Origin of the sequence: Pedobacter alluvionis, from assembly GCF_003664035.1 — a bacterium.
GTDB classification, from domain to species: Bacteria; Bacteroidota; Bacteroidia; order Sphingobacteriales; family Sphingobacteriaceae; genus Pedobacter; species Pedobacter alluvionis.
Genome location: NZ_RCCK01000016.1, coordinates 12211 through 26899 on the forward strand (window position 1 = coordinate 12211; position 14689 = coordinate 26899).

Here is a 14689-nt window from a genome sequence, read left to right on the forward strand (position 1 = left end):
TTATGTCTGATTTTGGTTGAAAAAATGAATTAATTGTATAATATTATCATTATTAATATGGTAATTTTTTAACTGAATAATTGTCATTTTTTTAATATAAACACTTTAAATTACCTAAGGGCTAAAATTATTCTAAAAATCATGTCAACTCTGTAATTTAAGGTTTGTTTTTTATATCTTAGTGTTTCCTATACACTAACAACTAACGAGCAAAGAATGGAACCAAACAGTGGATTGTACGATGCGCAATTTGAACACGATGCCTGCGGTATTGGGTTCGTTGCGCATGTGAAAGGGCGAAAATCGCATCAAATCATCTCTGATGCACTTACTATTTTAGAGAATCTAGATCATAGAGGGGCATGTGGAGCAGAACCAAATACAGGCGATGGTGCAGGTATTATGATTCAGATTCCTCACGAATTTTTTTACGACGAATGTTTAAAAGCTGGCTTTAGCTTGCCTGAAACCAATAATTATGGTGTTGGTATGTTATTTATGCCAAAGGATATCAGATCCAGAGAAGAGTGCAGAGAATTGATTTATCGTGCCGCAGAAAAACTAGGTCTGGAAATTTTAGGCTTTAGAAAAGTTGATGTTGACACAACGGATATTGGCAATATGGCCCTTTCTGTTGAACCAGAAATTGAGCAGGTATTTATCGCCCGTCCTTATGCGGTAGCACCAGGTGCTGATTTTGAACGTAAACTTTATATTTTTAAAAATTACCTGATTAAACTGATCGTAAACACCGTTCATGGTGGTAAAGATTTTTATATCGTTTCGCTTTCTGCGCAAACCATTATATATAAAGGTCAGTTAACTTCATTACAGGTACGCACCTATTTTACCGATCTTTCTGATAAGCGCATGGTTTCGGCTTTAGGTCTGGTTCACTCGCGTTTTGCAACCAATACTTTTCCTTCGTGGAGGTTGGCCCAACCATTCCGCTTTATTGCACATAATGGTGAGATCAATACTTTACAAGGAAATTTAAACTGGTTCAGGGCTGGCGTTAAGTCTTTTGCTTCTGCTTACTTTACACCAGAAGAACTGGATATGTTATTGCCGGTAATCGACGAGACCAACTCCGATTCAGGCTGTTTGGATAACGTTATCGAATTATTGCTTCATGCAGGCAGAACTTTACCTCATGTATTAATGATGTTGGTTCCGGAGGCATGGGATGGCAATGAAGATATGGATCCTGTTAAAAAGGCATTCTATGAGTTCCACGCTACTTTAATGGAACCATGGGACGGACCTGCTGCCATTGCTTTTACCGATGGTAAATTAATCGGTGCAACTTTAGATCGTAACGGACTCCGTCCGTCACGTTATGCCATCACTTCAGATGACCGTGTAATTATGGGTTCTGAAGCTGGTGCATTGGCCATCGATCAAAGTACTGTAATCGAAAAAGGTCGTTTAACGCCAGGCAAAATGTTCGTGGTGGATATGGAGCAGGGCAGAATTATCAGCGATAATGAAATTAAAGGAGAAGTTTGTGGTAAAAGCCCTTATAGCGATTGGATTAATCAATACCAGATCCGTTTAGAAGAACTGCCTGAGCCACGTGTAATGTTTACAGGCTTATCAGAAGAATCCATTTTTAAATATCAGCAGGTTTTTGGTTACAGCAGGGAAGATATTGATCTTTTGCTTAAACCAATGGCCATCGAAGCCAAAGAACCAATTGGCTCAATGGGTACGGATACCCCGCTGGCTATTTTATCAAAACGTCCCCAGCATTTATCATCTTATTTTAAGCAGTTATTTGCACAGGTAACCAATCCGCCGATAGACCCTATCCGTGAAAAGGTAGTGATGAGTTTGGCCAGTTTTATGGGTAGTAATGGCAATCTCTTGGAAGAAAATCCATTACAAGCACATTGCGTTGCTATTAAACATCCGATTTTAACCAATCAGGAATTAGAGAAGTTAAGAAGTATTGATACAGGTGTTTTCCAGGCGAAAACCTTACAGACTTATTTCAGGGCTGACGGTAAACCTGGCGCTATGGCAAAAGCCTTAGACCGTTTGTGCCGTTATGCGGTTGATGCGGTTGAAGATGGGTTCCAGGTAATTGTATTAACGGATAGAGCTATTGACTCTGAGCATGCTGCAATGCCGTCGTTGTTAGCTGTTTCTGCAGTACACCATCATTTAATCCGTAAAGGATACCGTGGTGCTGTAGGTATTGTGATCGAGGCTGGCGATATCTGGGAAGTACATCATTTCGCAACTTTATTGGGTTTTGGCGTTACCGCAATAAACCCTTACCTGGCTTTAGAAACCATTAATGGTTTTCAGGATGAATCAGGTTTGTCAGCAGAACAGTTAACCAAGAACTATATTTATGCGGTAAATAGTGGTTTACTCAAAATTTTCTCAAAAATGGGAATCTCTACCTTGCAATCATACCAGGGTGCGCAGATTTTCGAGATTTTAGGTTTAAATAAACAAGTCGTAAACACTTATTTCACTGGCGCTGTTTCGCGTATTGGTGGCTTAGGGCTGGATGAAATTGCAAAAGAAACGCTAATTAAACATCACCGCAGTTTTGGCCCGGTAACACAAACCGAAAACTTGTTGCCAGCAGGCGGAACATATAAATTCCGACGTAAAGGTGAAGCGCATTTGTTTAATCCGCAAACCATTCACTTATTACAAAACGCAACGCGTAAAAACGATTACAATATATTCAAACAATATTCTAAATTGGTGAATGAGCAAACACAGCAAGCTTATACCATCCGTGGATTGTTCGAATTTAACTATAGTCGCCCTTCAGTACCTTTAAGTGAGGTAGAATCAACTGAGGCCATTTTAAAAAGATTTGCAACCGGAGCAATGTCATTTGGTTCAATTTCTCATGAAGCACACTCTACTTTAGCTATTGCCATGAACCGTATTGGTGGCAAGAGCAATACCGGAGAAGGTGGTGAAGATGAAATGCGTTATACTAAATTGCCAAATGGCGATAGCATGCGTTCTGCCATTAAACAGGTTGCTTCTGCACGTTTTGGTGTAACCAGTTATTATTTAACCAATGCCGATGAGTTGCAGATTAAAATGGCTCAGGGTGCTAAACCGGGAGAAGGTGGTCAATTACCAGGGCACAAGGTAGATGACTGGATCGCAAAAGTTCGTCACTCTACGCCGGGGGTTGGTTTAATTTCACCTCCACCTCACCACGATATTTATTCGATCGAAGATTTGGCTCAGCTGATTTTTGATTTAAAAAATGCCAATCGTGCCGCAAGAATCAATGTTAAATTGGTTTCAAAAGCTGGTGTGGGTACCATTGCCGCGGGGGTTGCTAAAGCACATGCCGATGTGATTCTGGTATCTGGTTTTGATGGTGGAACGGGAGCATCTCCTTTAACCTCTATCCAACATGCTGGTTTACCATGGGAGTTAGGTTTGGCAGAAGCACACCAGACATTAGTTAAAAACAAATTGCGTAACCGTATTGTGTTACAAACAGATGGTCAGCTTAAAACAGGTAGAGATATCGCTATTGCTGCATTATTAGGTGCCGAAGAATGGGGTGTTGCTACAGCAGCCTTAGTAACTTCGGGATGTATTATGATGCGTAAATGCCATTTAAATACTTGTCCGGTTGGTGTTGCAACACAAGATCCGGAATTAAGAAAGTTATTTACCGGTGATGCTGATCATGTTGTGAACTTATTTTATTTCCTTGCAGAAGAGTTACGTGAGATTATGGCTGAATTAGGTTTCAGAACTATCCACGAAATGATCGGTCAGGCTGATATTTTAAAAGTGCGCGAACTGCCTGCTGAAGACTGGAAACTGAAACATCTTGATTTATCAGCTATATTATACAAAGCGGAAGAAAACGGCTTGCCTTTATTTAATACAGAGGGTCAGGATCATGGTTTGGATCATGTTTTAGATCATAAATTAATTGCTGCTGCACAGCCTGCTATTGACAATAACGAACCTGTATTTGCCAGTTTCGAAGTGAAAAATACCGATCGTGCATTGGGTACCATGTTATCGAATGAAATCTCTAAAGTTCATTTAGGCGCTGGTTTACCTCCGGATACGATCAACTTTAAATTTGTAGGTTCGGCCGGACAAAGTTTCGGTGCTTTCAATACCCGTGGGGTAACCTTATCACTGGAAGGTGAAGCAAATGATTACGTAGGTAAAGGCTTATCAGGTGCGAGATTGGCTATTTATCCTTTCTCTAATTCAACTTTTATCCCTGAACAAAATATTATTATCGGTAACGTAGCCCTTTATGGCGCAACTTCCGGTGAATTATTTGCCCGTGGTAAAGCAGGTGAGCGTTTTGCCGTACGTAACTCTGGTGCAACAGCTGTTGTTGAAGGAGTAGGCGATCACGGTTGTGAATACATGACCGGTGGTGAGGTGTTGATTCTTGGTGATACCGGAAGCAATTTCGCTGCTGGTATGAGTGGCGGTGTGGCCTGGATTTATGATGCCAATGGGACTTTTGCACGCAAGTGTAATAAAGAAATGGTTGATCTTGATCCATTACAAGCTGAAGATGAGGAGCGTATTTTAGCTTTACTTAAAACGCATATCCGCTTAACGGATAGTAAAGTAGCTGAGTTTATCTTAAGCGATTGGAAAACTCAATCTGCTCATTTCGTAAAAGTATTCCCTAAAGAATACAAAGCAGTTTTAAGCAAACGTAACCAACAAGTAAAAACACACTAGGCCATGGGAAAAGTAACAGGATTTCAGGAATACGATAGAGTTGCGCCCACCAGAGAAGCGGCTGCAACACGTGTAAAACACTATGGGGAATTTTTAAATGAATTACCCTCAAAAGAATTAAACAATCAGGCTGCCCGTTGTATGGATTGCGGCGTACCTTTCTGCCAGTCAGGCTGCCCATTGGGTAACGTGATACCAGAATTTAACGACGCTGTTTACCAGGGCAAATGGGAACTAGCTGCCAATATTTTATTAAGCACCAATAATTTTCCTGAATTTACAGGCAGAATTTGCCCTGCACCATGCGAATCTGCATGTGTATTAGGCATCAACCGTCCACCGGTTTCTATCGAGGAAATTGAAAAACATATCATTGAAATTGCTTTCGAAAAAGGGTTTATCAAAGCAAAAGCACCATTAATCAGAACTGGTAAAAAAGTCGCTGTAATTGGTTCAGGCCCGGCGGGCTTAGCTGCTGCTGCTCAATTAAATAAAGTTGGACATGAAGTTACTGTTTTCGAACGTGACGATGCTCCGGGCGGTTTATTGAGGTACGGTATTCCTGATTTTAAACTACAAAAAAATGTAGTAGATCGCCGTATCGATTTAATGAAAGAAGAGGGCATCATTTTTAAATGTAATGCCAATGTAGGTGAGAATGTTGAAATAGGTACATTGTTACGCGATTTCAATGCGATTGTATTGGCTGGCGGTTCAACTATTCCACGCGATCTGCCTATTGATGGCCGTTCGGCTAAAGGGGTTCATTTTGCAATGGATTTCCTGAAACAACAAAATAAACGTGTAGCGAGCAGAGCTGTTGAAGCAGAAGATATTATGGCTACAGGTAAAAATGTAATCGTAATTGGTGGTGGTGATACGGGATCTGACTGTATCGGAACTTCTAACCGTCACGGCGCGAAATCAGTGACACAATTCGAGATTATGCCGATGCCACCACAGGCACGTAACGAGCACATGCCCTGGCCAAATTACCCAATGTTGCTAAAAAATACTTCTTCTCATGAAGAAGGTGCACAAAGGGCCTGGTCGGTAAATACCAAAAACTTTATTGCTGATGAAAAAGGAAATCTTAAGGCTTTAAAAGTAGTTGATGTGGAGTGGGAAATTGATGCAAACGGACGTCCGGTTACTTTTAAAGAAGTGGCTGGTACCGAAAGAGATCTTCCATGCGAACTGGTACTTTTAGCAATGGGTTTCTTACACCCTCAAAAAGAAGGTTTAATTGAAAAATTAGGTGTGGAGTTAGATAACCGCGGAAACGTAAAAGCATCTGAACACACTTACCAAACTAATATTGGGAAGATTTTTGCCGCAGGTGATGTTCGCCGCGGACAATCATTAGTGGTTTGGGCCATTTCAGAAGGTAGAGAAGCTGCCCGTAAAGTAGACGAATACTTAATGGGAACAACTAAACTGGCATCTAAAGATGCAGTTGCATACGCTTAGTAGGTTTTAAATTCTATATTTTTAGGGTCGTGGTGCAAACCACGACCTTTTTTGTTTTTATGCGGTCGTCATACTGAACTTGTTTCAGTATCTATCATGCTGTTTAGTCTTCTCTAGTCTTAGCGTCTCGCTAAGACCTTTAATGTATGTGTTATTTCTGCCACGGAAACACCGAGACCACGGAATTAATTAACCACAGATAAAAAGGATGAACACAGATTTATTAATGTCGTGAGAAAAAATAGTATTTGGAACGATTCTTCAACTTCGCTCTATCAATGACAGATCTTGCAAGAAAGGTCGTCATTGCGAGGAACGAAGCAATCTTAATGCGCACGCTGGTAGCGATAGTTGTAAGATTGCTTCGTCGGCTGAAAAAGCCTTCTCGCAATGACGATTCTTCGCGGCCTAAAACTAAAAAAACGCCTCTGTCATCTCTTTTTAATTTTATATAATAAGTTAACTATCAGACTGATAAATCTAAAAATTAGATCCGTGTGTTGTGTGTTTCTTGATAAAACAAAACCAATTTAAAACAACTTCAACTGTTCATTCTTTGGTGGTTTTTCTTTCCCAAAAATTGTTCTGCCACCATATTTCCAGCTTTCGGCACGTTCTTTTTGAATCACCTTTTCAAAATCCATATTCGGAATAAAGTCTTTTTCTGCATTACGGGCAATTTGATACAATGATTTAATGGCTTGTTGCTTATCGGTGTTGCCAATCTTCGCTTTTTCAATTGCTTTCTGCAAAACACTTATAGTCTCATCATAAACGTTTACCGGAACAGGGAAGGGATGACCATCTTTGCCGCCGTGTGCGAAAGAATAACGTGCAGGATCAGTAAACCGGGAAGGCGTACCATAAATTACCTCACTTACCAAAGCCATGGATTGTAAGGTTCTTGGCCCCATACCTTCGAGTAATAATAATTCCTCAAAATCCGCCGGTTGCTTTTCCTGAGCCAGCCACAAAATACTTCCCAAACGTTTTAAATCTACATCTTTCGATTTTACCTCATGATGATCGGGCATTACCAGCTTTTGTATTTCACTGATCATCCGTGTTGGCGATTCAGTCGTCATACTCATCATGCTCTGCCTTGCCTTATCAGCATCATTAGCCGTTAGGTTCAGGATCTTGCCTTGATTAATACCGCAAATGCCTGTATGTGGTTCTTCTACAAAAGATTTTAAGTTTTCAGAATGCCAGTGGTATCTTCTTGCTGTTGAGCTGCTATCGCTCATGCCTTGTTGCACCACTGCCCAATCGCCTTCGTTGCTTAAAATAAAACTATGAAGGTATAATTGAAACCCATCCTGAATGGCAGTATTGTCTACCTTTGCACTGAGTTTACTCGCCCGAACCAATTCGGTCCCATTTAACCCCGTTTTATCAGCAATTTTTAAAAGTTCATTTGGCGTTTCTCTGCTGTGTTTTCCTTTGCCACCACAAATGTAAATTCCAAGCTCTTTTGATAAGGGATTAATCGATTTCTTCAAAGCACCCATAACTGATGTGGTAATTCCGGAAGAATGCCAATCCATCCCCATTACCGCACCTAAACTCTGAAACCAAAAGGGACTGCTTAAACGGCGTATTACTTCTGCTTTACCATATTCCAGTAATATAGCTTCCGTTATCGCTAAACCAAGTGTAGCCATACGCTGGGCCAACCATGGTGGTACATGGCCATAATGTAAGGGTAAATCTGCGCTTCCTGATCTTTTCAATACTAACAAATTTAGTAAATATTTTTAAATTGAATGCTTTTATTTGTCATTCTGAATGCAATGAAGAAGTCGGGTTGCAGATTAGGATATTCATTCAGTTAATTCTGTAATAGCATTTTGTTACCGAAATTTAGAAAGTAGGACTTAATTCACTTAACTTCTTATACTAAGTAACCAATATCATTTCTGAAAAGGTTTGGGTTCTATGTTTCATAGGCCAGAGATTCTTCACTATGTTCAGAATGACAGTTTAAAACGATTCACAATATTTTTTGTTACTTTAAAAAACTATTTACCAGCGACGGCTCATTTTATACATGCGACGACTCTTACAACGTTTACTCAGTGCCTGGATTATCCGCATGTCGAATAGATTTGGTTCAAGGCCTAACCGTAAACGTATCCATGAAGCTTTAAATAAACTTTACAAAACTATTAATGCCAACCCTGGGAAACGGGGACTTATTTTTGAAGTTACCGATACTGATAAATTTATTATTTTATCAGATCAGCATAAGGGTGCCCTTGATTATGCCGATGATTTCACTTTAGCCGAAAAGAATTACCTGAAAGCACTCGAATACTATAATCAACAAGATTTCCATTATATAAATCTGGGCGATAGCGAGGAACTTTGGGAGAATTTGCTGGAATCTGTGATTAAACACAATCAAGCTACTTTCGAAGCAGAAAAAGCCTTCATTACAAAAAACCGTTTCACTAAGATATTTGGTAACCATGATTTATATTGGGATAATGATCCTTTAGCCGGGTTTAACCTCAATAGAATTTATGGAACTAAAATCCGTATTTACGAAGGGGCTATTTTAAGGTTGCCAGTAGGAGAAAGTAAACTTGATATTTTTTTGACTCACGGACACCAGGGAGATTTACAGAGTGATGGGAACTGGTTTAGCAAGTGGTTTGTGAGTACCATTTGGGCACCACTACAGTCGTACCTTCAAATTAATCCCAATACGCCTGCCTACGACAATCAGCTTAAAACAGTGCATAATACATTGATGTACAACTGGATAATGACAAAAAAGAATATGGCTTTAATTACCGGACACACACATCAGCCTGTTTTTGCATCTTTAACACATCTGGAACGGATTTATGTAAAATTAAACAAAGCGAAAAAGGAAAAGAATGCTGTTGATCTTGCTTTTTTAAACGCAGAGCTTCATAAACGGATAAAAGAAGGGGATGAAGCACCAAGCTTCGGTAAATACAAACCAGGTTACTTTAATAGCGGATGTTGCTGTTTTAGTGATGGCGATATAACGGGTATTGAAATTGAAAATGGCTTAATTAGACTAATAAAATGGTCATACCATAGAAATGCCATTTCTGAAAGGATTTTGCTCGAAGAAATGAAACTCAGCGAATTATCAGATTCAAACCTATTTAATGGGTAATGTTACGTAAAAAGTTGTGCCCAGATCTTTTCCATCGCTTTCTACCCATAACTTTCCTTTATGGATATCCACTAATGCATTTGCGGTAATCAGCCCTAATCCATAAGTGTTTTCCTGATTGGTGCTTACCGGACTCAACCGGGCGAATTTCATAAAAACTTTTTCAAGATCTTCTTCGTTCAGGCCCACGCCATTGTCTTTTATCGCAATCGTTACCGCATTATCAGCTATTTCATGGGTAATGTAAATTTCTTTTCCTGCTGGTGAAAACTTGATGGCATTGTTAAGTAATTCACTAAAAATCGTTGCTAATTTATCAGGATCAGCAAAAATTTCAACGGGTTCGTTAATATCAATTAAAACGGATTGATTTTTAAGCTTAAGGGATAAATTGAGTGCAAGTTTTACCTGTTCTAATATTTCTTTTAAATCTACTTTATATTTCTTAGGCTTAAATGAGTTACCTTCTTTCCGGGCAGCGCTTAAAATGCCGTTCAAATTATCAATCATTCTTTTCGATTGTGCATTAATCTTACCAGCAATTAATGCAGCTTTATCATCAATACCCGGCATGCGTCCCATCAATTCAGATTGAAGTGAAATGGTCGTCATAGGGTTTTTAAGATCATGAACAAGCACGTGTAAACGATCATCGTAGGCTCTTAAAGCTTTTCTAACTGCAATTCTAGACTCCAGTTTTTCCATCACCATATCCGCTAAATTACTCAGCATTTTTAAATGCTGCGCTTCGGCTGTTTTAAATTTAGTATCGGCAACGTAAATCAGGCCAAGAGGATAACCTTCAGGCGAACTGAGGGGAGCAGAGGCAAAAAAAGTAAAGGCATCATTTTTTAAAGGTAAGCCGATGGCTGATCCCACCTGAGCTTTCATAAAAATTTCCTCCTCTGTCTGAAAACCGATACCTGCATTCGGAACATCAAATATTTCAGCAGCCAATTGTGCGATCTGATCAAAAGCACTTTCTGCAGGTGTGCTTACAATTTCGTAGTATTTTAATTTTTCTAAACGTAAGATTTCGTCTGATGGAATCATGTTATCTGCTTTAAAAGGGAGAATAATTAAAGGTAAAAATTATGTGCAAATACTGTAAATAATATAAACAATTAAGTCGTAACTTCCGTTATTATAGCGTTGGATGACATCAGGCGGAAAGCGTTAAAATTACAATAAACAGCTAAAATAATGAGATTATACATAGAACGTAAACCTGTTAAGGTTAACCCAGATACTAAAAGAGTTATTGCACGTTTTTTTTTTAATGGAGAGGAGAGAGCATTAGAGGTAATCCGGAAGGTTTTAGAGTTTTCAGATGAAAAAGTATTTTCACTGATATCGCCTATATTACAGGAATATTCTAAAAGACACCGGAATATTACCAAAATCCTTACCCGGCACTGTAAAAAGTTAAAAAAACAATTTGCAGCATTAGGCACCGAATTTGAAGATATTGATGAATACACCAGATTGTTGATTGGTGCTTACTTTACCCACGAATATTCAATAGAATCTGCTGCTTTTTTTAATCCCAGTATTGTTGATGATCCTGACCAAACCGATTTAGTGGAAGGTGAAAAGAGAGTAATCATAAGCTTTAGGGCCGTAGGTGAGGGGCACATTTCTTCAATTGTTTTCAGGCGTGCATTAATTGATAAAAACAATAATATCCAGGTTTTGCCTGTAGGGAATTATGTTGATGAAGCCGAGGTAGTAAAAAATGCGATTTACGTTAAAAAACTGTTCCTGAAAAAAGCGGCTTATGCGCAGATCGATCCTTCTGTATTAGAAGAAATTGAATCAAAACTGGATGACAAATTTGAATATACCAGTTTGAGCAATATCATCAAAGATTCTAAAAGCTTACACAAAGATAATCCATCCCGTTTAATTGAATACGATAAAGTGCTTTGGTTATCAGACACCTATCACACCATCACTTTCTCGAAAGATACAGACATATCTGATCGTGTAATTTTTCCTATTTCAGAATTTGAACGTAAAGGGATTGAGGATGCACGTTTCGTTAAATTTATTAAAGATGATGGAAAAGTGCTGTACTATGCCACGTATACAGCTTTTGATGGTTCTTTAATTATCCCCAAACTGGTACAAACTGAAGATTTTTACGAGTTTAAAGTGATTCCACTTTATGGCGATGGTGCACAAAACAAAAACCTGGCCTTATTTCCAAGAAAAATTAAAGGAAAATATGTAATGATGAGCCGGATTGATGGCTGGAATAATTACCTGATGTTTTCGGACAAGGTTAATGTTTGGGAAAACCCAATTCTGTTAAAACAACCCCGTTACGATTGGGAGCTGGTACAGATCGGCAATTGTGGTTCTCCGATAGAAACAGAAAAAGGATGGATTGTAATTACCCATGGCGTTGGCCCGATGCGTAGATATTGCATTGGCGTAAGTTTATTGGATCTTGAAAACCCAAGTATAGAAATAGGCCATTTAAAAGAGCCTTTAATTATCCCTAATAACGATGAACGCGAAGGTTATGTACCCAATGTGGTTTATTCCTGTGGATCGATCATCAGCAACGGTGAACTGATCATTCCTTATGGATTGTCTGATTACAGTTCTTCATTTGCAACGGTAAATTTAGAGCTGCTGTTGAATAAATTGTTGGAGAATAATGATAGATAATTAACGATATTTCTCGTTACAATGAGGGCAATGAATTTAATATCATTAAACCTCGCAGGTTTTTAAAACCTGCGAGGTTTTGATCGCATAAGTTCCTTTCCATGGTCTGTGAGAACACAGGCCGAGGGTAGTGGTGAATCTAAAATCCTAAGAACCACATAGCAAATTTAAATAAACCTGATAGAACGAAAAGCCCGGAGCGAAGCATGAGTGAGGACATGAAGAGATAGCAGGACTGCTGTAACCGAAGCGTGCCAAACCCTGATTTTCAAAATAATATTGACCACTTAAGTCATCTGAGCCAATTTAAGGATGACCTGGCTTTTACTACAAAAAAAGGGTGGTTCGCTTCTGAACCAGCCTTAATATTTCCAGGACAAATCTATCTCTAGCTACATTTATCTGCCTCCACTAAGGGGGAAGACAAGGTTTCATATTCTGCTTCTGCTGCTTTTAATATGGCTAAATGGGAGATGAAATAAGCCAGAGTACTTTCCGCACCTTGATTCCTGTTTACACTGTTAAATTGTAGCCCATCTGCACAACCATGTGTTTCAAAATCGTACAAAGGAATATGTAAACTATTTTTTCCTAAAAACCACTCATAGCTGATATGCATTAAACTCAAATATTGATCATCTTTAGTCACCTCGAAAGTTTTAGCATACAATAACACCATCGCCATCGTTTCTATAGCCTGTTGATCATAAATAGGATTTTTACCATGTTTTTTCATCCATCCGGCATTGCCGACAGGATTTAGATATCCATTTTCGAAAGAAAAGCTATTTAGAAATTCAATACTTTCCATGGCAATTTTATAAGATGCAGTATTCCCGGTAACTTCATAATGATGAAGCAATGCCAAAGGAAGTATTGCATTATCATAGGTAAGAATATTTTCAAACCAATGCCAGTCGCCATCTTTATTGTCTTGATATGATGCCATTAATGAATTGGCCAGCAAATTGATTTCTTTTGTAATTAACTCATCACCAGGATGAGCACACAGGTAATAGGATAAACCAATAATGGTATTTGCTTTTCCTCGGAGGTATTTTAATTCACTGAAATGGGGAATAGCATGCGAAAATAATTCCCTGCCGAATTCACGGTAAGAATTGTTGGGTGCACTGCAAACTAAATAGCCCAATGACCAAATGGTCCGGCCAAAAGAATCTTCAGAGCCAATTTCATCCAGATAATTGCGGTTAAAACTCAGGAAATTCCTGAAATTTCCATCTTCGGTCTGCATATATTGAATAAAGCTTAAATATACGGGCATCAATTTTAAAGCTTTAGGGTTTTTACCCTGCTCTACAGCCATTATTGCCATAATTAAGGCCCTTGCATTGTCATCAATACAATAGCCTTCCTTCAAATTTGGAATACCAAAACGCGCATGTTGTATAATTCCGGTATCGTCGGTTAGTAATGAAATGTGATTTAAATTCAGTACAGGCATCCCTTCTACATCTATTATTGGCGGGATGGTTCTTTCAGATTTGGCTTCCGCTGATAATGCCTCATTCAACACATTAAGATAAACACTTCCAATAGCTGGCCAACGAAGATTTAATCCATATTCGTAAGCCTTTTGTTTTAGTTTTTGATATTTATCATGATCACTTAAGAGTTCATTAACAATGGCCGCAAGTTTAGCATCATTTTTAAAATCGAATAATTTGCCTCTGTCATTGGCTAAAAGCTCTTGTGCATGCCAATATGGGGTAGAAACTACCGCTGCACCTGCGCCAATGGCATAAGATAGCGTACCGCTGGTAATTTGGGCTTCATTTAAATAAGGCGTAATATATAAATAACAGGCCGTTAAATATTGATGTAATTCTTCTTCAGATACAAATTTATTAACGAAAGCAATATTATTTTCTACGCCTAAATCTTTCGCCAATGCTTTTAAACTATCGCGATATTCTTCACCATTATGTTTTACCACGCCAGGATGAGTATTGCCCAAAATCACATATAAAACATCAGGATGTTGCGCTACAATGCTGGGTAATGCTTTAATCACCGTTTCTAAACCTTTATTCCTGCTAATTAAACCAAAAGTAAAAAGCACTTTTCGATTTTTAAAAAGTTCACTTTGTGAAATTTCGTTATTAAGTATAGGTTCCAGATCTGGAACTCCATGCTCTATTAATTTGATAGAAGCCTTGGAAATTTGGTAAATACTGGTTAAAAATAAGACTGCTTTTTTGCTCATCACCACTATTTTAGACGATTTAACCGCAATCTCTTTAATAATGGTCTGCTGCATAAAATTAGGTTCTTTTAAAACCGTATGCAAAATGGTAATGAATGGTTTTTTTAATCTGTTAATTAAAGACAATAAGAATAAACCACTATTGCCACCATATATACCAAATTCATGTTCAATGATACAGCTATCTACATCACTGTTATTGATAAAATCTGCAGCATCAATATAATCTTTTTGATTTTGTTGACGGATGACAAATTTTACTTCGTTTGGGTAATCGTGTTCATTAACATCATCCGATTCATTTAATGCAACAACAAAGCTTTTCTGCGCATCATAAGCAGGATTTAAACTTAAGGCATTAACCAGATTCTGATTAAAAGTAGCTAAACCGCATTCACGAGGAGGATAGGTTGAAATATAGGCGATTTTCATATGTATTTCAGATA

7 protein-coding genes are annotated in these 14689 nt (G+C 38.5%); 4 read left to right on the plus strand and 3 right to left on the minus strand.

Going from position 1 to position 14689, the window contains the following annotated elements; translation table 11 throughout:
• The first annotated feature begins 216 nt into the window (after positions 1-216).
• Complete coding sequence (gene gltB / locus BCL90_RS24055) at positions 217-4716, plus strand: glutamate synthase large subunit (protein WP_121287854.1); 4500 nt, start codon at positions 217-219, stop codon at positions 4714-4716.
• 3 nt (positions 4717-4719) lie between these two features.
• Positions 4720-6186 carry a glutamate synthase subunit beta gene (locus tag BCL90_RS24060; RefSeq protein WP_121287855.1) on the plus strand — a complete coding sequence of 489 codons (1467 nt, stop codon included), beginning with the start codon at positions 4720-4722 and terminating at the stop codon, positions 6184-6186.
• Between the two features lie 530 nt (positions 6187-6716).
• Here the strand turns inward: BCL90_RS24060 and BCL90_RS24065 are convergent.
• Positions 6717-7919 (minus strand): DUF763 domain-containing protein, encoded by a 1203-nt coding sequence (locus BCL90_RS24065; protein WP_121287856.1) that lies wholly within the window; start codon positions 7917-7919, stop codon positions 6717-6719.
• Positions 7920-8236: 317 nt separating this feature from the next.
• Between BCL90_RS24065 and BCL90_RS24070 the strand changes: the two genes are divergently transcribed.
• Complete coding sequence (locus BCL90_RS24070) at positions 8237-9340, plus strand: metallophosphoesterase (RefSeq protein WP_121287857.1); 1104 nt, start codon at positions 8237-8239, stop codon at positions 9338-9340.
• Here the strand turns inward: BCL90_RS24070 and BCL90_RS24075 are convergent.
• A complete protein-coding gene (locus BCL90_RS24075) occupies positions 9326-10393 on the minus strand; it encodes a sensor histidine kinase (protein ID WP_121287858.1) in 1068 nt (355 codons plus the stop codon). The genes BCL90_RS24070 and BCL90_RS24075 overlap by 15 nt on opposite strands.
• A gap of 150 nt (positions 10394-10543) precedes the next feature.
• Between BCL90_RS24075 and BCL90_RS24080 the strand changes: the two genes are divergently transcribed.
• Entirely contained in the window at positions 10544-12016 is a 1473-nt protein-coding gene (locus BCL90_RS24080) for a glycoside hydrolase family 130 protein (protein WP_121287859.1), read from the plus strand.
• Between the two features lie 388 nt (positions 12017-12404).
• On the opposite strand, the gene BCL90_RS24085 is transcribed toward BCL90_RS24080, so the two are convergent.
• Positions 12405-14675 (minus strand): glycosyltransferase family 4 protein, encoded by a 2271-nt coding sequence (locus BCL90_RS24085; protein ID WP_121287860.1) that lies wholly within the window; start codon positions 14673-14675, stop codon positions 12405-12407.
• Between the last annotated feature and the right edge of the window lie 14 nt (positions 14676-14689).